The organism is Sinorhizobium glycinis, assembly GCF_001651865.1.
Taxonomy (GTDB): domain Bacteria; phylum Pseudomonadota; class Alphaproteobacteria; order Rhizobiales; family Rhizobiaceae; genus Sinorhizobium; species Sinorhizobium glycinis.
Genome location: NZ_LPUX01000053.1, coordinates 257,432 through 275,023, shown reverse-complemented (window position 1 = coordinate 275,023; position 17,592 = coordinate 257,432). Strand labels below are relative to the sequence as shown.

General features: G+C 62.4%; 17 protein-coding genes. 8 read left to right on the top strand and 9 right to left on the bottom strand.

The genetic code is table 11. The annotated features are described in order from the left end of the window. Positions 1 to 50: 50 nt before the first annotated feature. Positions 51 to 299 (bottom strand): 30S ribosomal protein S18, encoded by a 249-nt coding sequence (gene rpsR / locus AU381_RS06240; protein WP_012707461.1) that lies wholly within the window; start codon positions 297 to 299, stop codon positions 51 to 53. Between the two features lie 24 nt (positions 300 to 323). Beyond that, positions 324 to 773 (bottom strand): 30S ribosomal protein S6, encoded by a 450-nt coding sequence (gene rpsF / locus AU381_RS06235; protein ID WP_064240898.1) that lies wholly within the window; start codon positions 771 to 773, stop codon positions 324 to 326. A 354-nt stretch (positions 774 to 1,127) separates the two neighbouring features. On the opposite strand from rpsF, the gene AU381_RS06230 reads away from it, so the two are divergent. Continuing rightward, a complete protein-coding gene (locus tag AU381_RS06230; RefSeq protein WP_064240897.1) occupies positions 1,128 to 1,460 on the top strand; it encodes a four-helix bundle copper-binding protein in 333 nt (110 codons plus the stop codon). A gap of 140 nt (positions 1,461 to 1,600) precedes the next feature. On the opposite strand, the gene AU381_RS06225 is transcribed toward AU381_RS06230, so the two are convergent. Further along, positions 1,601 to 2,644, bottom strand: a complete 1,044-nt coding sequence (locus tag AU381_RS06225) for an aldo/keto reductase (RefSeq protein WP_064240896.1) — start codon at positions 2,642 to 2,644, stop codon at positions 1,601 to 1,603. 329 nt (positions 2,645 to 2,973) lie between these two features. On the opposite strand from AU381_RS06225, the gene fabD reads away from it, so the two are divergent. The 7 genes from fabD to gmk all read left to right on the top strand — a co-directional run bounded on the left by fabD (position 2,974) and on the right by gmk (position 9,974). Next, positions 2,974 to 3,918, top strand: a complete 945-nt coding sequence (fabD, locus tag AU381_RS06220) for an ACP S-malonyltransferase (RefSeq protein WP_064240895.1) — start codon at positions 2,974 to 2,976, stop codon at positions 3,916 to 3,918. Between the two features lie 25 nt (positions 3,919 to 3,943). Further along, positions 3,944 to 4,681: a 3-oxoacyl-[acyl-carrier-protein] reductase gene (fabG, locus tag AU381_RS06215; RefSeq protein WP_064240894.1), complete on the top strand. Its 738-nt coding sequence runs from the start codon at positions 3,944 to 3,946 to the stop codon at positions 4,679 to 4,681. A 338-nt stretch (positions 4,682 to 5,019) separates the two neighbouring features. Beyond that, complete coding sequence (locus tag AU381_RS06210; protein ID WP_003531676.1) at positions 5,020 to 5,256, top strand: acyl carrier protein; 237 nt, start codon at positions 5,020 to 5,022, stop codon at positions 5,254 to 5,256. Positions 5,257 to 5,472: 216 nt separating this feature from the next. Further along, entirely contained in the window at positions 5,473 to 6,738 is a 1,266-nt protein-coding gene (gene fabF, locus AU381_RS06205) for a beta-ketoacyl-ACP synthase II (RefSeq protein ID WP_064241831.1), read from the top strand. Between the two features lie 290 nt (positions 6,739 to 7,028). Continuing rightward, on the top strand, positions 7,029 to 8,219 hold the full coding sequence (mltG, locus tag AU381_RS06200) for an endolytic transglycosylase MltG (protein ID WP_064240893.1): 1,191 nt from the start codon (positions 7,029 to 7,031) through the stop codon (positions 8,217 to 8,219). 204 nt (positions 8,220 to 8,423) lie between these two features. Next, complete coding sequence (locus tag AU381_RS06195; RefSeq protein ID WP_064241830.1) at positions 8,424 to 9,311, top strand: YicC/YloC family endoribonuclease; 888 nt, start codon at positions 8,424 to 8,426, stop codon at positions 9,309 to 9,311. 3 nt (positions 9,312 to 9,314) lie between these two features. Next, positions 9,315 to 9,974, top strand: a complete 660-nt coding sequence (gene gmk, locus AU381_RS06190; RefSeq protein WP_064240892.1) for a guanylate kinase — start codon at positions 9,315 to 9,317, stop codon at positions 9,972 to 9,974. 15 nt (positions 9,975 to 9,989) lie between these two features. Here gmk and rsmA read toward each other — a convergent pair whose 3' ends face one another. The 6 genes from rsmA to lptF all read right to left on the bottom strand — a co-directional run bounded on the left by rsmA (position 9,990) and on the right by lptF (position 17,590). Continuing rightward, positions 9,990 to 10,814 (bottom strand): 16S rRNA (adenine(1518)-N(6)/adenine(1519)-N(6))-dimethyltransferase RsmA, encoded by an 825-nt coding sequence (gene rsmA / locus AU381_RS06185; RefSeq protein WP_064240891.1) that lies wholly within the window; start codon positions 10,812 to 10,814, stop codon positions 9,990 to 9,992. Continuing rightward, positions 10,814 to 11,842 carry a 4-hydroxythreonine-4-phosphate dehydrogenase PdxA gene (gene pdxA, locus AU381_RS06180; protein WP_064240890.1) on the bottom strand — a complete coding sequence of 343 codons (1,029 nt, stop codon included), beginning with the start codon at positions 11,840 to 11,842 and terminating at the stop codon, positions 10,814 to 10,816. Before pdxA ends, rsmA begins: the two co-directional genes overlap by 1 nt. A 10-nt stretch (positions 11,843 to 11,852) precedes the next feature. Then, positions 11,853 to 12,797 (bottom strand): SurA N-terminal domain-containing protein, encoded by a 945-nt coding sequence (locus tag AU381_RS06175; protein ID WP_064240889.1) that lies wholly within the window; start codon positions 12,795 to 12,797, stop codon positions 11,853 to 11,855. 193 nt (positions 12,798 to 12,990) lie between these two features. Then, complete coding sequence (locus AU381_RS06170) at positions 12,991 to 15,339, bottom strand: LPS-assembly protein LptD (protein ID WP_064240888.1); 2,349 nt, start codon at positions 15,337 to 15,339, stop codon at positions 12,991 to 12,993. Beyond that, the gene (gene lptG / locus AU381_RS06165) at positions 15,339 to 16,421 is read right to left on the bottom strand and encodes an LPS export ABC transporter permease LptG (protein ID WP_064240887.1); all 1,083 of its coding nucleotides are present in this window, start codon (positions 16,419 to 16,421) and stop codon (positions 15,339 to 15,341) included. Before lptG ends, AU381_RS06170 begins: the two co-directional genes overlap by 1 nt. Beyond that, entirely contained in the window at positions 16,418 to 17,590 is a 1,173-nt protein-coding gene (gene lptF, locus AU381_RS06160; RefSeq protein ID WP_064240886.1) for an LPS export ABC transporter permease LptF, read from the bottom strand. Before lptF ends, lptG begins: the two co-directional genes overlap by 4 nt. Between the last annotated feature and the right edge of the window lie 2 nt (positions 17,591 to 17,592).

Sequence of the window (17,592 nt, the reverse complement as noted above, 5' to 3'; positions counted from 1 at the left end):
TGACGCGGAGTCGGTTACCGTTGAGTCAGGCGACCAACGGAGAGAAAGCCTTACGATACGACGTAGGGCAGCAGGCCGAGGAAGCGTGCACGCTTGATCGCCTGGGCGAGTTCGCGCTGCTTCTTCTGGGAAACGGCCGTGATGCGGGACGGAACGATCTTGCCGCGCTCGGAAATGTAGCGCTGCAGGAGGCGAACGTCCTTGTAGTCGATCCGCGGAGCGTTTGCGCCCGAGAAGGGGCAGGTCTTGCGGCGACGGTGGAAGGGGCGGCGTACCGGAGCGGAAGAAACTTCAGCCATTGTCTTGATCTCCTAGGCTTCGGGTTACGCGCGGTCTTCGCGCGGGCGGCGCGGACGGTCTTCACGATCGCCACGGTCCGGACGCGGACCACGGTCACCGAAACCACCACGGTCCGGACGGTCGCCGTCGCGGCGCGGACGGTCGTCACGGTCGCGCTTCTGCATCATCGCGGACGGGCCTTCCTCGTGCTTCTCGACGGCGATCGTCATGTAGCGCAGGACGTCTTCGTTGATGCGCATCTGGCGCTCGACTTCGTGGACTGCCGGTGCCGGAGCATCGATGTCCATGAGGACGTAGTGAGCCTTGCGGTTCTTCTTGATGCGGTAGGTGAGGGACTTCAGGCCCCAGTTCTCGACGCGGCCGACCTTGCCGCCGTTCGCTTCGATGACACCCTTGTACTGTTCGACGAGGGCGTCGACCTGCTGCGGCGTGATGTCCTGCCGTGCCAGGAATACGTGTTCATAAAGAGCCATTGTGGCTTGCCTTTCTTGCATTAGTCAGCCCGGACCTCGGCGGCTAAGCCTCAACGACTGTTCTTATTGGCTCAGATGAGCCGGCAAGAAAGTGTTGTATCGAGACGGTCGAGAGCGGAGACACGGGAGGCCGGAACAGCTTGTCGTTCCTGGCGGCCTCCGGGATGGAAGCCGGCCCTCCGTTCAGCCACCAGCCAGAAGACCGGGCGTTTCGAACAGCGCGCTTATACGGATTTTTGGCCGAAATGCAAGGCGTCATCGGAAGATCGTGCGCGAAGCCGCCGAGGCGCAAAGTTGCGGAACAATGGCCCCCCTTCCTTGTTGGCTCCTCGTTGGAAACCACAGGAGAAGACAATGCACCACATCGATCCGAAGATGCAGGAGTGCATAGAGAATTGCCTCGCCTGCTACCGTGCCTGTCTTTCGACGGCGATGAACCATTGCCTGGAGGCGGGCGGCAAGCACACGGAGCCAGATCATTTCCGGCTGATGATGGCCTGCGCCGAGATCTGCCGGACGTCGGCGCATTTCATGCTGATCGGAACGCCCCATCACCGGCATGTCTGCGCCGAATGTGCAGAAATCTGCGGCGAATGCGCAGCTGACTGCGAACGCATCGGCGACATGGCCGAATGCGTCGACGCCTGCCAGCGCTGCGCCGAAAGCTGCCGTCAGATGGCAGCCTGAGATGTGGTTCCCTACAGCGCCGTGCGTCTTATCAGACGCACAAAGGTCGCTGTAGCACTGTGAATTGCTGCATGTTTTTGTCCTGAAATCGGCTACGATTCAAGGAAACATGCAGTAGTCCCGAGCAGAGACGGCGTCGCTCAGATCGGCGCCGGATAGAGCCGATGCAGGCGGCGAATTCCATTCAGCACATCCTGCGACAGGGTCACGTCGGCGGCGCTGATATCGGTCTTGAGCTGCGGGATCGATGTTGCGCCGATGATGACGGACGCCATGAACGGCCGCGTCAGGCAGAAGGCGAGCGCCATCTGCGCTGGATTGAGTCCATGCTCGCGCGCAAGCGCCACATAGGCGGCGACCGCCGGCTCCTGATGCGGCGTGAAGCGGCCGCCGAGATCGCCGTTGATCGACAGGCGCGACCCCGCGGGCCTTGCCCCGTCCAGATATTTGCCCGTCAGAAGGCCGGCCGCGAGCGGCGAATAGGCAAGCAGCCCGACATCTTCATGATGCGACAGTTCGGCGAGATCGAGGTCGTAGGGTCGGTAAAGCAGATTGTATTCGTTCTGGATGGTGGCGACGCGCGGCAGGCCATGTCGCTCGGACAGGTCGAGCATCTTCATCGTGCCCCAGGCGGTATCGTTCGAAAGGCCGATGGCGCGGACCTTGCCGGCCTTCACGAGGTCGCCGAGCTTGTCGAGAATGGCCTTCAGATCGGCGGCGACATGCTCCTTGTCCTGCCGCGACGGGTCGTAGGACCAGGCGTTGCGGAAGTGGTAGTGGCCGCGGTTCGGCCAGTGGAGCTGATACAGATCGACATAGTCGGTCTTCAGCCGCTTGAGGCTCGCGTCGAGGGCTTCGTCTATGCCTTCCGGCGTCATCGGCCCGCCGTTGCGGATATAGGGACGGCCGGGGCCGGCAACCTTCGTGGCAAGCACTACGTCGTCGCGCCGCCGACGGCCTGCCAGCCAGTCGCCGATGATGCGCTCGGTATTGCCATAGGTTTCGGCCGAAAGCGGCGTCGTCGGATAAAGTTCGGCGGTGTCGATGAAGTTGACGCCGCGTTCGATGGCATAGTCGAGCTGCCCGTGGGCTTCGATCGGTGTGTTCTGTGAGCCCCAGGTCATCGTGCCGAGGCAGATTTCGGAAACCTTTATGCCGGTGCGGCCGAGTGTGTTGTAGCGCATGCGGTGACGTTCCTTGTGCAGGCGGAAACGCGCCGCGGGAGGAAAAGGCGCGCCGCCCTCGAATAGGGTGATGCCGCAACCTGGAGGTATCGGGTGCGTGCGGCGTTGCGGGGCAAACTTAAGCCTTGGTTGTCGAAGATCAAGGGCAAAAGCCCGCAACGGGCATAGCCGTGCGCTTGACTCGCCGTTCAGGAATGTGAATGGAGAGGAAAAGGCGGGCGGAGTAAGAAAGTCGGGCGGTCATCGCCTGCATGCCGCTCCGACACCAAGAGAGCAGATAGCGACGAGCCCGAAGATCGCCCGTCGAGATCCAGGGAAGGGCACTCCTGATGAACATTGCATTCACGTTCCCCGGTCAGGGCAGTCAGGCTGTCGGCATGGGCAAGGAACTGGCCGAAGCCTTTCCGGAGGCCGCTGCCGTTTTCGCCGAAGTCGACGACGCGCTGGGCGAGAAGCTTTCCGACACCATGTGGAACGGCCCGGAGGAGGTCTTGACGCTGACGGCGAATGCACAGCCGGCGCTGATGGCGGTCTCGATCGCCGTGATCCGGGTGCTCGAGGCCAAGGGGCTCGATCTCAGGAGCAAGGTCTCCTTTGTCGCCGGCCACTCGCTCGGCGAGTATTCGGCGCTCTGTGCCGCCGGAACCTTTTCGCTTGCCGATACGGCGCGGCTGCTGCGCATACGCGGCAATGCGATGCAGGCGGCCGTCCCGGTCGGCAAGGGCGCGATGGCGGCAATCATCGGCCTGGAGCACGCGGATGTCGAAGCGGTCTGTCGCGAAGCGTCGTCGTTCGGTGCTTGCCAGATCGCCAACGACAACGGCGGCGGACAGCTGGTGATATCGGGCGAGAAGCAGGCCGTGGAAAAGGCGGCCGCACTCGCTTCTGAAAAGGGTGCCAAGCGCGCCCTGATGCTGCCGGTCTCGGCTCCCTTCCATTCCGCCCTGATGGCGCCTGCCGCTGAGGCCATGCGCGAAGCCCTTTCCAAGGTCGAGAAACGCGACCCGGTCGTGCCGGTCGTCGCCAACGTGCTGGCCGCCCCGGTCAGCGATGCGGGCGAGATCGCCCGGCTGCTGGTCGAGCAGGTGACCGGCCAGGTGCGCTGGCGCGAAACGGTTCAGTGGTTCGCCGCCAACGATGTGACGACACTCTATGAGATCGGCTCGGGCAAGGTGCTGACCGGGCTTGCCCGGCGGATCGACAAGGCTGTCAACGGCATTGCCGTCAATACGCCCGCCGATATCGACGCGGCGCTAGCCGCCCTTCTGGCCTAGCGCCTCAATCACAAGGGAGAAATCCATGTTCGATCTTTCCGGCCGCAAGGCTCTCGTTACCGGCGCATCCGGTGGCATCGGCGAGGAGATCGCCCGCATGCTGCATACCCAAGGCGCCATCGTCGGCCTCCACGGCACCCGCGTCGAGAAGCTCGAGGCGCTCGCCAATACGCTCGGCGAGCGTGTCCAGATCTTCCCGGCAAATCTTTCCGATCGTGCCGACGTCAAGGCGCTCGGCGAGAAGGCGGAGGCCGAACTCGGCGGGGTGGACATCCTCGTCAACAATGCCGGCATCACCAAGGACGGCCTTTTCGTTCGCATGAGCGACGACGACTGGGACAATGTCCTGGAGGTCAACCTGACGGCCGTCTTCCGGCTGACCCGTGAGCTGACGCATCCGATGATGCGCCGGCGCTTCGGCCGCATCGTCAACATCACTTCGGTCGTCGGTGTGACCGGCAACCCGGGCCAGGCCAACTATTGCGCGTCGAAGGCCGGCATGATCGGCTTCTCCAAGTCGCTCGCCCAGGAGATCGCCACCCGCAACGTCACGGTCAATTGCGTGGCGCCGGGCTTCATCGAGAGTGCGATGACGGGCAAGCTGAACGACAAGCAGAAGGAAGGCATCATGGCGGCGATCCCGATGCGCCGGATGGGAAGCGGTGCGGAAGTCGCCTCTGCGGTCGCCTATCTTGCTTCCAACGAGGCGGGCTACGTCACTGGCCAGACCATTCACGTCAATGGCGGCATGGCGATGATCTGACCCGCGGTTTTCGGCGGTTGGGTGGTGCAACCCGCAACCCGCCGCCGGACGCTCGGTCAGCGCCTCTGCACCTTGATGCCAAATGCCTGAAATTCAATGTTGAGCAAGCGAATGTCGGGCAATTTCGGACTTTGCGGCAGACCTAAACCGTGTTAATCGGGCCATGACTGTGCGCAGTCGACCGGTCCGGCCAGGTGTCCGGCAGCCTCTGCTGCCACGGGTTTCCGCGGTTTCGGTTGAATGGATTGCCCGGTGGGCCATCTTGGTCTATCAGGCGTGAACGAGTACCGGCGCCAAGAAAGGCGCCGCAGAGAAAACGAAGGTCGAGGAACTCCGACATGAGCGATATCGCAGAACGCGTGAAGAAAATTGTTATTGATCATCTTGGCGTCGATGCCGAAAAAGTGAGCGAAGGCGCAAGCTTCATCGATGACCTCGGCGCGGACTCGCTCGACACGGTCGAACTGGTCATGGCCTTCGAAGAAGAGTTCGGCGTCGAGATCCCGGACGACGCGGCCGATTCGATCCTGACCGTCGGCGACGCCGTCAAGTTCATCGAAAAGGCCCAGGCCTAATCGTCGCTGCGGCCTCAAGGCCGCCCGGCGGGCCGCAACGCGCGGCCCGTACAGCCCTGGGGATGTGGGCTGGCCCGCCGAGATTGCGGGTCGCGATCAGCAAAGCGCTCCCGCCTTTCCCTCTGATCGTCAAAGCTGCAAGGGATGCAGGGATCGGGCTCGTCGAACGCGTACCGGTTCAGCTCCGGAATGGAACGTTCAGGGTGGATCATGGGCATGAGACGTGTCGTTATCACCGGTACCGGCATGGTATCTCCTTTGGGTTGCGGAACCGAGGCTAGCTGGTCGCGGCTTATCGCCGGCGGCAATGCGGCGCGCAGGGTCACCGAGTTCGAGGTCGAAGACCTCCCCGCCAAGATCGCCTGTCGCATCCCCTTCGGTGACGGCTCCGACGGCACCTACAATGCCGACGACTGGATGGAGCCGAAGGAACAGCGCAAGGTCGATCCCTTCATCGTCTATGCGATGGCCGCCGCCGACATGGCGCTGGCGGACGCCGGCTGGAAGCCGGAAAGCGACGAGGATCAGGTTGCGACCGGCGTGCTGATCGGCTCCGGCATCGGCGGCCTGGAAGGCATCGTCGAGGGAGGCTACACGCTGCGCGACAAGGGCCCGCGACGGCTTTCGCCCTTCTTCATCCCGGGCCGCCTGATCAATCTTGCCTCCGGCCAGGTTTCCATCCGTCACAAATTGCGCGGGCCGAACCATTCGGTGGTCACGGCCTGCTCCACCGGCGCACATGCGATCGGCGACGCGAGCCGCCTGATCGCGCTCGGTGACGCCGACGTGATGGTGGCGGGCGGCACCGAATCGCCGATTTGCCGCATTTCGCTGGCCGGCTTTGCCGCCTGCAAGGCACTCTCGACTCAGCACAACGACAATCCGGAAAAGGCATCGCGCCCCTATGATGCCGATCGCGACGGCTTCGTCATGGGCGAGGGCGCCGGCATCGTCATCCTTGAGGAACTTGAGCACGCCAAGGCGCGTGGCGCCAAGATCTATGCCGAGGTGGTCGGCTACGGCCTTTCCGGCGACGCCTTCCACATCACCGCTCCGTCGGAGGATGGCGACGGCGCCTACCGTTGCATGCAGATGGCGCTGAAGCGCGCGGGCCTGACGGCAGCCGACATCGACTACATCAACGCGCACGGCACATCCACCATGGCCGACACGATCGAGCTCGGCGCGGTCGAGCGGCTGGTCGGCGACAGCGCTTCGAAGATCTCGATGTCTTCGACGAAATCGGCGATCGGCCATCTGCTCGGGGCTGCAGGCGCGGTCGAGGCCATTTTCTCGGCACTGGCGATTCGCGACAACATCGCTCCGCCGACCCTCAATCTGGACAATCCGTCGGTAGAGACGAAGATCGATCTGGTGCCGCACGTTGCCCGCGAGCGCGAGATCAACGTCGCCCTGTCGAATTCCTTCGGTTTTGGCGGCACCAATGCATCTCTGGTGCTGCGCCGCTACAACGGCGACTGATAGCGGCGGATCGGCTCCGGTAGCGTGAGCGGAAATACCGCTCGCGCATTCCTTTGCCGCATCCGTGTTTGATCCCGCTTTTTGCCGCAATGCTCGCTACATGCTGTCGACGGCAGATGCCGTGTCGGCATCGCCCCGATTGGCTATGTTCGCGCAAGGCATATCTGGTAATTGTAGAACATCTATTGCTCTGACACATTCGTGCACGTTTGCGCTCGCCGCCGGTCTAAGCCGAAACTCGCACCGGCGACAGCTCGATTGAAATTGCGGGTTTCGGATTCGGGATAATCGTGAGCGACTCAAACGATAGCGGCGCGGCGCAGTTCGGCCGCAATGAAACCGGGAGCAACGGGCCGATCATTCCGAAATCGGCAAGCGAGGCACTGAGACCGGAGCGGGTGCCGGAGCCTCCCAAGCGTTCCCGGAAGGCGCGCAGCCAGGTTGTCATCTTCCTCAATTTCCTGATGACCGTCGTCGTGTTCGTGGCGCTGGCGGCGGCGGGCGCCGTCTACTATGCGATGCATGCATACGAGAAAGCCGGACCCTTGGAGGCAAACAGGAACTTCATCGTTCGCAGCGGAGCCGGTATCATCCAGATTGCCGAGGACCTGGAGCGCAACAACATCATCACCGACGCACGTGTGTTCCGCTTCGTCTCCGAAGCCTATCTCGACAACGAAACGCTGAAAGCCGGCGAATACGAGATCAAGGCGCATGCGTCGATGCAGGAGATCATGGAACTCCTGAAATCCGGCAGGTCGATCCTCTATGCCGTTTCTCTTCCGGAAGGGCTGACCGTGAAGCAGATGTTCCGCAAGCTTGCGGACGACCCGGTGCTCGTCGGCGACCTGCCGACGGAACTGCCGGCCGAAGGCTCGCTTAAGCCGGACACTTACAAATTCACCCGCGGCACCAAGCGCGCCGAAATCCTCCAGCAGATGATTGCGTCGCAGAAAGCGCTGGTCGAGCAGATCTGGGACAAGCGTGATCCGGAACTGCCGGTCACGTCGGTCGAGGAGTTCGTCACGCTCGCCTCGATCGTCGAGAAGGAGACAGGCCGCGCGGACGAACGGCCGCGCGTCGCGTCCGTGTTCATCAACCGGTTGGAAAAGGGCATGCGCCTGCAGTCCGATCCGACGATCATTTACGGCATCTTCGGGGGGGAGGGTAAACCAACCGACCGGGCGATCCTGAAGTCGGACCTGGAAAAGGAAACCCCGTACAACACCTATGTCATCAAGGGGCTGCCGCCGACGCCGATCGCAAATCCGGGCAGGGCGGCGCTGGAAGCGGTGGCCAATCCCTCGCGCACGCCCGAGCTTTACTTCGTCGCCGACGGGACGGGCGGGCATGTTTTTGCCGCGACGCTCGAAGAGCACAATGCCAATGTGCGGCGGTGGCGGAAGCTCGAGGCCGACAAGGCGGCCGAGGCGGCAAAGGCGGCCGCGGACGCCGCCAGTGCGCCGCCCGAGGCGCAGTAAAAGACCGGCTGCATTGTGGAAGATTGGCGGACGGCGCGGATATCCCTTGCGGGATGCCGCGCCGTCGCCCTATTGCTTCTGCACCACAGCGCCGTGCGTCCTTTCGGACGCACAAAGGTCGCTGTACTTAAGAATGCTGCGTGTTGTTGTCCTTAGAATCGGCATGCGATTTAAGGGAGCACGAAGCAGCGAATGGAGGAAACCATGCCGCTCCAGTCGATGACCGGCTTTGCCAGGAGAGAGGGGAGCAGCGGCCGTTATCGCTGGGCCTGGGAATTGCGCTCGGTCAATGGCAAGGGGCTCGATGTGCGGCTGCGCCTTCCACAGGGGCTCGAACGTTTCGAGCCCGACTGTCGACGCCTCGCTCCGCAGTATTTCTCTCGCGGCAACCTGCAGATCGCCCTTTCTGTCAGCGGCGGCGAGACGGCCGTCGAAGCCGTCGTCAATCGTGGTGCCCTGGATGCCGTCCTGAAGCTGCGCGAGCAACTGGGCGATCTCATCGACCCGGCGCCGCTCAAGTTCGATACGCTTCTGTCGCTCCGCGGCATTATCGATTTTCGCGAGCCGGAGGAAACCGAGAGCGAGCGCGCCGCCCGCGACGCCGATATCGTCAAGGCGCTTGAATTTTCGCTGGCCGACCTCATGGCCATGCGCGAAGACGAGGGGGCTGCGCTCGAAAAAATTCTGCTGGCGCAGGTGGAGCGCATTGAAGAACTGACCGCGACGGTCGAGAACGACCCCTCCCGGAGCCCTTCGGCAATCGCGGCGCGGTTGGCACAACAGGTCGCACTGGTCATGGACAACGCGTCATCGATCGACCGCGAAAGATTGCATGCCGAGGTCGCGCTGCTCGCCACAAAGGCGGATCTCAGGGAAGAGATCGACCGGCTTCGTTCGCACATTGCCGCCGCCCGCGAGCTTCTGATGAAAGGCGGCCCGGTCGGTCGCAAGCTCGATTTCCTTGCACAGGAATTTAACCGGGAATCGAATACGATCTGCTCGAAGTCGAACGCCGCCGCCGTCTCCGCGGCCGGCATCGAATTGAAGGTTGTGATCGACCAGTTCCGGGAACAGGTTCAGAATCTGGAGTAAGACATGAAATCGGCGACCGCTTCGCCCATCAGGATCGCCCGCCGCGGATTGATGCTTGTGATCTCATCGCCATCTGGCGCCGGGAAATCAACGATCGCGCGCAATCTCCTCGAAGCCGATCCGGAACTGAGCATTTCGGTGAGTGTCACGACGCGCGCCAAGCGGTCGAGCGAGATCGAAGGGCGACATTACTATTTCAAGACCATCCGCGAATTCGAAGCCTTGAGGGCGACCGACTCGCTCCTGGAATGGGCCGAGGTCCACGGCAACTTTTACGGAACGCCGCGTGACGCCGTCGAGGCCGCGATGGCCGAAGGGCGCGACATGCTCTTCGATATCGACTGGCAAGGCGCGCAGCAATTGCAGGAAAAGATGGCGGGCGACGTTGTCTCGATCTTCATCCTGCCGCCGTCCATGGCCGAACTGCAGTCGCGCTTGCACCGGCGCGCCGAAGACACCGAGGAAGTGATCGCCACCCGGCTCGCCAATTCGCGCGCGGAGATCGAGCATTGGCGGGAATACGATTATATCGTCCTCAACGACGATCTCGACCGCGCCTTCTCTTCAGTCCGGTCGATCATCGAAGCGGAGCGCCTGCGCCGCGATCGTCGCCCCGGTCTGTTCGAATTCGTCAACGGTCTGCTGACGGAAAACCCCTTCTAAGTCCTTTCTATCGGCTCAAAGGCAATTCGCCAGGCGGCAGAATTCTTCGACCGTCAGCGTCTCGGCGCGGCGCTGCGGATCGATGCCCGCCTTGCCGAGCAGCGTTTCGCCGCCGAGCGGCTTCAGGCTCTGGCGCAGCATCTTGCGGCGCTGGCCGAAGGCTGCATGCGTGACCTTCTCGAGCGCCGAGACTGCGCACGGAATCGGCTTGTCGATCGGTTCGAGATGCACGACCGTGGAGGTGACTTTCGGAGGAGGGGTGAAGGCCTGCGGCGGCACGTCGAAGGCCAGTCGCGCCTTGGTCCGCCAGCCGCAGAGGACGCCGAGGCGGCCATAATGATCGTCGTCGGCGCTCGCCACGATGCGCAACCCGACTTCCCGCTGGAACATCAACGTCATCGACTGCCAGAAGGGCGGCCAGCGCTCGGGCAGCAGCCAATTGACGAGAAGCTGCGTGCCGACATTGTAAGGCAGGTTGGCGATGATACGGACTGGACCGTTGGCGAGGCTTTCGAAATCGACCTTCAGGGCGTCGCCTTCGACGACATCGAGCCGGCCGGGATAATGGGCGCCGATTTCGGCAAGTGCCGGCAGGCAGCGCGGGTCGCGTTCGATCGCCACGACCTTCCTGGCGCCGAGCGCAAGGATGGCGCGCGTCAGCCCCCCGGGACCCGGCCCGACCTCGATGACCGTAACATCTTCGAGAGGGCCCGCCGTACGGGCGATCTTCTGGGTGAGGTTGAGGTCGAGCAGGAAGTTCTGACCGAGCGCCTTCTTCGCGTCCAGCCCGTGGCGCTGGATGACGTCGCGAAGCGGCGGCAGACCGTCGAGAGCAGCCATCAGCCCTGCGCCTTCCCGGCATTGGCCGCAAGTTCGGCGGCAAGCCGCAGCGCCGCTTGCAGGCTGTCCTCGCGGGCAATTCCCTTGCCGGCAATCGCGAAGGCGGTGCCATGGTCCGGCGAGGTTCTGATGAAAGGCAAGCCAAGCGTCACATTGACACTGTCATCGAAGCCGAGCGCCTTGGCCGGTATCAGCGCCTGATCGTGATACATGCAGATCGCGACGTCGTAGGTCTCTCTTGCCCTATCATGAAACATGGTGTCGGCCGGCAGCGGTCCGACGACGTTGTGGCCTTCGCCGCGAAGCCGGTCGATGACCGGGCGGATGATCGCATCGTCTTCGAGACCGAGCGCGCCCGCTTCGCCGGCATGCGGATTGAGACCGGCGATGGCAAGGCGCGGCGCCTCCAGCCCGAAGCGGCTCTTCAGATCGGTGGCGGTTACCGTACAGGTTCGATAGAGGAGATCCGGCGTCAGCGCGGCGGGAACATCCTTGAGTGGAATATGGATCGTCACGGGAACGGCGCGCAGCCTCGGCCCCGCCAGCATCATCACCGGCAGGGCGGAGGTCCCGGTTGCCTTCTCGGCGAGATCGGCAAGATATTCCGTATGGCCGGGGAAACGAAAACCCGCCTCGTAAAGCACGGCTTTGGCAATGGGATTGGTCGTCACGGCCGAGGCTTCACCGGTCATGACGAGCCGTGCTGCGGTGTCGATCGCACCGGTGACGGCAGCGGCATTCTCGGCGTTCGGCTGACCGGCGACAACAGGAGCGGGACAACGGATCGGCAATACCGGCAGGGCGTCCGCGAAACGGGTGGATGCATCAAGACAATCGGTTTCCACGATCCGCACGCTTTGCCCGAGTTCTTTGGCGCGTGCCGATAGCACCGAAGGGTCACCAATGAAGAGGAAAGGCGCAGTCGCCTGCGCCTCCCGCCTTGCCCAAACGGCAAGAGTTATGTCCGGGCCGATACCGGCCGGGTCGCCCATCGTCAGGGCGATCGGCCTGCCGCTCGTCTCGCTCATGGTAGCCCGACTATTTATTGACGATCTGCGCCTTGGAGCGCAGTTCCTCGAGATATTTCTCGCTGTTCGGATCTTCGCCGCTGGCCTTCTTCTTGCCGATATCCTCGGCGCGGAAGACGACTTCGGCGGCGGCGTCGTCATTGACCTGCCGCTTCTTGCAGATTGCCAGATATTCGACGCCCTTTTCGGTGACGCGCGTGCCGGTCGTCATTCCGTCGCCCGCCTTTTCGACGAGCGGCTTCCAGTCCTCGGGCAATTGCTGGGCGAGCACGCGGCCGAGACTGCGGATCGATACGTCGCGGTAGTTCGCCGCAAAGACTTTCGAGGTTTCGCAGCCGGGGAACTTCTCGCGGGAGGCATTGGCTTCTGCCTGCCGCTTGGCGGTGATCGCGCCGCGCTTCGATTCCGGGATGACGAAGATGACCTGCTGCAGGAAATATTCCGTCGTCACCGGCTTGTCGCCGCCGCCTTCCATCATGCGCTTGACGAGGTCCCCGCCGGACAGGCGGCTGGCGCTGCCATAGCGGAAGTTGACGACCCGCGGCCAGCTCATCTGGACTGCGATATATTGCTTGAAATGCTCGATACCGACGCCGGACTGATCGAGGATCTTGCCGAGTTGCTCGGTCGACAGCTTGTTGCCGGCGGCAAATCGCGCATAGGCGGCGTCGACCTCCTGGGTGCTGACAGATTGCTGGACGCGTGCGATCTCGGCGCGCTTCAGGACTTCGTCCACCAGTTGCTTCTTGGCTTCGGCCGAACCGCCGCCCTGGCGCTGCAGGCGAAGGAATGCCACGCGCTTGGCGATATCACCCGAGGTGATAACCGTATTGTTGACGATCACACTCACTCCGCTCGCAGCCTCAACGGCCGCACCGGAAGCAATGCTCAGCACCCCGGCGACCGCCAGCGCGGAGAGCGCCTTCACGATCGAGAATTTCCCGCCCATCATCATTCCCTGCTCATCCCGCGCCGATTGCTCGCAGCCGTTGCCACAGCCTCAACCGTCCGCTTTCCCACTGTCAATTTGTGGGAAATGCATAATACATGCGGCCAAACGATGACAAGAGCGCGTGATCAATCGATCGCGTCACTTTTATGCGGCGGGGAGACGACGCGCACGATAAAAAGAGGGAACGGGGAACGTCTCAGAAATAGTCCAGCTCTTCGAACCTGGTCTCGCCCACATTGATGTCTCCGAGCGTACGGAAACTGATGCGGGCACCGATCGACCAGTCGTTGGCGACCGTGCTGTCGGTGTCCCGCTCCGACTTGTAGACGATCGAGAACAGCGTGTCCTGATCGTCATAGGTCAGACCCAGGCCGTGGCGGGAGACGATGCCGTCATTGATGTCATAGGTCAAAGCACCGAACACCGACCAGTAGTCATGGAATCGATAGGCCGCGGCTGTCTGGATTTCATCCTGGTCGGATTGCGATCCGTAGAGCGGTTGTGCCTCGATCCGCGTATAGGTGAAGGCGGCCTGCCAGGTCAGCCCGAGGTAGCCGACCGTCGCGTCGGCGCGGCGGAGGTCTAAATCCTTCTCGTCCAGTCGACCGGAGAGGCTCGCCATCAGGCCGGAAGGAGCGTCGACGCCGACCATCGCGACATAGTCGGACCGGTCGGTCTCCAGGCCGGAATTTGCGCCTGCCTTGACGAGATCGTCCGTAGCGAACGAGTTGACACCGCCGAGATGGAACGATTGGCCGGCAATGGCGCGCAGGCCGTAGCCGCTGTCGAAGCTTCCCGTGTAACGGAAGCCGACATTGGCACGCGTCCCGCCCTCGATACGGTCGAAACCGGAAAACTTGTCGCGATCGAAGAGATTGGTCGCGTCGAAGACGAAGCTCTGTGCGTCTTCATTCGGCAGTGCGCCGGCATATTGTTCATTCGGGCGCGCGTAGAGCTGCGCGATCGGCTCCAGCACGTGGCTGCTCGTTTCACCGGCGAAAAGGATCGGATACCGCGCCTCGAGACCTGCGGTGAGCATGCTCCGCGTCACGGCATCGCTGCTGGTGAAATCGCCGGTATAGCCGACGGGGTCGTCCACATTGACTCCCACAGCGTCGCCGCGCGCCGCAAGCAGCGGCGTCAACGCCAGTCCGCCGGGCGCGATGAAGGTCCTTTTCCATTCGAGTTCGCCAGTCAGGCGATGCGAGCTGCCCTCGAGCCCGCGGAAGCGATCCACGCCGAACACCGTGGTATCCCGGTCCAGCCGGTTACGCTTGACATTCGTGAAGTTGAAGTCAGCGTTGAGTTCCCCGCCCAGCACCGGCTCGGGCGCGGTGTAGGAATAGTCCAGGACCTGCGCGATCGGCTGCTGGTTTTCCGCGATGCTGTTCGGATCGGCGTCCTGGATGTCGAAATAGAAGGCGCGCAGGTCGAAATAGTTGCGCTTGCCGAGGCCCGACAGATAGGCCTGGTTGACATAGGTGGTGCCGTCGAAGGTCGAGAGATCGTAGGTCTTGGCGAAGTTGTTGTCCGATTGGACGAGAACGTTCCAGCCGAAGGTCCAGCGCGGATTGATCTCGAAGCGGCCTCTGGATGCCACCATGCCGCGCGCGGTCTCTTCCGCATCGACGGTTCCGGGCGTGAACTGGTCCCGGTCCATCTGGCTGATGCCGGCCACGTTCAGCGTGTGCATGCCGTTGTGGAACCGCTGGCGGAACTCTCCCTCCAGCAGGAAGCCTTGACGTGTCAATCCGGTTGCGGTGACGGTCGCGTCCATATAGGGCGAGATCGCCCAATAATAGGGGATGCCGACGCCGGCCCCGAGCTTCTGCGCGTAACGGAACGTAGGGAACAGGAATCCGCTCTTGCGCTTGACCGTGTGGTCGGGGATTTCCATCACCGGAATGTAGGCGATCGGCTTTCCGAACAGCTCGAAATAGGCGTGTTCAAGTCGGATTGTGTGGGTGCGGCCGTTCTGAATGACGCGCTGCGCCTTGATGTGCCACAGAGAGCGGTGCTCCGGCTTGGTCGCGCACGGGGTGCAGGCGGTGTAGACGGCCTTGTTGAGGATGAATTCTTCGCCGTTGCGCCGTTCGCCGGTTTCGGCGGCCAGCCGGGTCAGATCCGTCGTCTCGATACGCAACGACTCGACGAAGCCGTTACCAAAATCGTCGGTGACATCCATCTTGTCGGCATAAACGACATTGCCATCGGGCTCGATCAGCTGAATGTCGCCGGTCGCGAGGATGCGGCCGGTCTTCTGATTATACTCGACTTGGCGGGCCACCATTTTGTAGCCGCCATACTCGATCTGCACATTGCCGCGCACGCTGACGATTTCCGTGTCGCGGTTGTAGACCAGCTCGTTGGCGGTCAGCAGCAGTTTTGCGTCAGCCGGGATGTTCGGCTGCAGCTCATCGATTCGGGTAGACGTGTCCTGCGCCATGGCCGGCGCATGCATTCCGATGGCAAGCGCATGCAGCGCCACGCCTGCAAGGAGGGCGGCGTTGATAAGCTTCATAGGTCCGCGGTTGCCTGCCGCCACTAGCCATCCTCCTGATGCAATAGAATCGTCGAGCCCAGCGCCATCGCTACAACAACTGGCAACCAGGCTGCAACGAACGGAGGCACGATGCCGCTGCTCCCGAATGCTTTGACAAGCACGGTGACGACATAAAGCACGAAGCCTGACAGGATTCCACCGAGAATTACGGAGCGCGATTGGTTGAACCGGCTAAATTTCAATGACACGCAGGCGGCGATCAAAGTCATTGCAACGAGAAGCGGCGGCAGCGACAGGAGCGAGTGAAGCTGGGTTTCCATGGCGTCGGTCGAGAAGCCGAAGGAGCGGGCCACGTCGATTTTATGCGGCAGGTCAAAAAACTGAATGGAATCAGCCTTCGCCAAGCGTTCCTGGACGAAGTCGGCCTTCAGATTCGTGCGGAGTTGTACCGTTTCCAGACGTCGAGGCAGGCGTCCGTTGCCGCTTTCGGTGACGCCGTTAAGGAGCCAGTAACCATCTTCGAGTTTCGCCGATTTCGCATCCTGCCTCAGGATGATCGTTCCCTGTGGATCAAAGTGGATGACGGTGACGTTGATGAGTTCCGTGCCGCCCTTCTGGACCGACCGGGCGCCAATGATCGTGTCCGTGCCGTCATAGATCTGTCTGAGCCACGGAATCGAATTGGATTGCGCCGAGCGGGACGAGCCCCACTCCGCCTCCAGCGCTTCGGCTTTCTTCGTGCCCCAGGCGGCAAGCGGGTTGAGCGCGGCGACGGCGAGAACGCCGAAGAGAAACGCGCCCAGAACGAAGGGCCTTAGAAACTGCCACACGGATATGCCGGCGGCTCGCGTCACGACCAGCTCATAGCGGCGGTTGAGCGATATCAGGGCCGCCATTGCAGAAAAGAGCGCCACGAAGGGAACCGTCTGCTGCAGGATCGTCGGGATGCGGAACGCCGTCATCAGCAGCGCGCCGGTGACCGTGTAACGCGGCAAGGCCGACATTCGGCTGGTGAGCTCGCTGAAATCGATGATGAAGACCAGCGCGAAGATGCCGACCAGAAACCAGAACGTCGTGACGATGTAACGCTTGAAGAAATAGCGTCCGAGGGTGCTGAGGATCATGACGCCTGCTCCCCATCGGCACTGGCCGCCCGCAGGAGCCGAAGCCGCAGCAGGAAGTCGGTGAGCTTTTCCTTCCACGTCGTCGGTATATCGAGGCGCCGGTTGCTGGCGAGCTGGCGAATCACCAAGGCGCCGGTGACCAGCGGCACCAGATACATGAGCGGCACGAACCATATCGAATCTTCCGCGCTGTTGCCCGCGTAGAACGTCATCCAGCGTATGACGAGGGCCGCACCCACGGCGCTGATCGTCGGATGCAAGCGCGCCTCCCGGTGCGAGCGGGCATCGCTGCTGACGACGAGTGCGATCAATCCGAAAAGAAGCGGGTAGGTCCATTCGGTGAGGCGACGGTGCAGTTCCGCCGCAAAGGTCAGCGGCGAGCGCTTGTAGGAAGTATCGTTCGGATCGGGGTCGATGAGATAGAAGAGGTCCCGATCCTTGGCGCGGATGGTGGCCTCGCCCGCCGCCCTGGTCATGTCGGTAAGATCGAAGGCATAGGAGTCGAATTTGATGACCGAGACGCCGCCGTCCGGCAACTTGCGATGGACTTCGCCGTCCTTCATCACAAGCGCCGAGCGTTCCTCGTCAACCGCGCCCTCGCGGGCATAGTACACCAGTTCGAAATTCGGATTGCGCGAATCGGCGACGAAGATGCCGTGCAGGACACCGCCGCTGCGCCGGGCGGCGACCTGGACGTAAAGCCCGTCGGTAATCTTCCGGAAGGCGTTTTCCTGCACGACGGAGGAAAGCAGGTCGGCATGCGCAGTCGCAATCATCTTGCGCACGGCAACGCGCGAATAGGGCTCGACGAAATTGTCGACGACGAAGGAAAGGACGCTCAGCCCGACAGCGAGATAAATCACCGGCCTGATCACCGACATGCGCGAACTGCCCGCGGCGTTGAGCACCGTCAGTTCCGAATCCGTGTTCATCACGCTCAGCGTCTGGGTGACCCCGATCAAGAGTGCGAAGGGCAGAATGATCGGAACCACCGAAGGCAGGATCAGCGTCGCAAGCTTGAGGAAGGCGAAGATCGACTGGCCGCTATCCGTGACGAGGTTGACGTTGCTCAGTGCCTGCGTGGTCCAGACGATGCCGAGCAGCGGCAGGAGCGTTGCCAGGAACATGATCGTGGCGCGCCGGAAGATGTAGCGTTCGATCAGCTTCATAC

Excerpts from the sequence above, each read along its gene's own strand:
- rpsR (WP_012707461.1), bottom strand. The coding sequence starts at position 299 with ATGGCTGAAGTTTCTTCCGCTCCGGTACGCCGCCCCTTCCACCGTCGC.
- rpsF (WP_064240898.1), bottom strand. The coding sequence starts at position 773 with ATGGCTCTTTATGAACACGTATTCCTGGCACGGCAGGACATCACGCCG.
- AU381_RS06230 (WP_064240897.1), top strand. The coding sequence starts at position 1,128 with ATGCACCACATCGATCCGAAGATGCAGGAGTGCATAGAGAATTGCCTC.
- AU381_RS06225 (WP_064240896.1), bottom strand. The coding sequence starts at position 2,644 with ATGCGCTACAACACACTCGGCCGCACCGGCATAAAGGTTTCCGAAATC.
- fabD (WP_064240895.1), top strand. The coding sequence starts at position 2,974 with ATGAACATTGCATTCACGTTCCCCGGTCAGGGCAGTCAGGCTGTCGGC.
- fabG (WP_064240894.1), top strand. The coding sequence starts at position 3,944 with ATGTTCGATCTTTCCGGCCGCAAGGCTCTCGTTACCGGCGCATCCGGT.
- AU381_RS06210 (WP_003531676.1), top strand. The coding sequence starts at position 5,020 with ATGAGCGATATCGCAGAACGCGTGAAGAAAATTGTTATTGATCATCTT.
- fabF (WP_064241831.1), top strand. The coding sequence starts at position 5,473 with ATGAGACGTGTCGTTATCACCGGTACCGGCATGGTATCTCCTTTGGGT.
- AU381_RS06195 (WP_064241830.1), top strand. The coding sequence starts at position 8,424 with ATGCCGCTCCAGTCGATGACCGGCTTTGCCAGGAGAGAGGGGAGCAGC.
- gmk (WP_064240892.1), top strand. The coding sequence starts at position 9,315 with ATGAAATCGGCGACCGCTTCGCCCATCAGGATCGCCCGCCGCGGATTG.
- rsmA (WP_064240891.1), bottom strand. The coding sequence starts at position 10,814 with ATGGCTGCTCTCGACGGTCTGCCGCCGCTTCGCGACGTCATCCAGCGC.
- pdxA (WP_064240890.1), bottom strand. The coding sequence starts at position 11,842 with ATGAGCGAGACGAGCGGCAGGCCGATCGCCCTGACGATGGGCGACCCG.
- AU381_RS06175 (WP_064240889.1), bottom strand. The coding sequence starts at position 12,797 with ATGATGATGGGCGGGAAATTCTCGATCGTGAAGGCGCTCTCCGCGCTG.
- lptG (WP_064240887.1), bottom strand. The coding sequence starts at position 16,421 with ATGATCCTCAGCACCCTCGGACGCTATTTCTTCAAGCGTTACATCGTC.
- lptF (WP_064240886.1), bottom strand. The coding sequence starts at position 17,590 with ATGAAGCTGATCGAACGCTACATCTTCCGGCGCGCCACGATCATGTTC.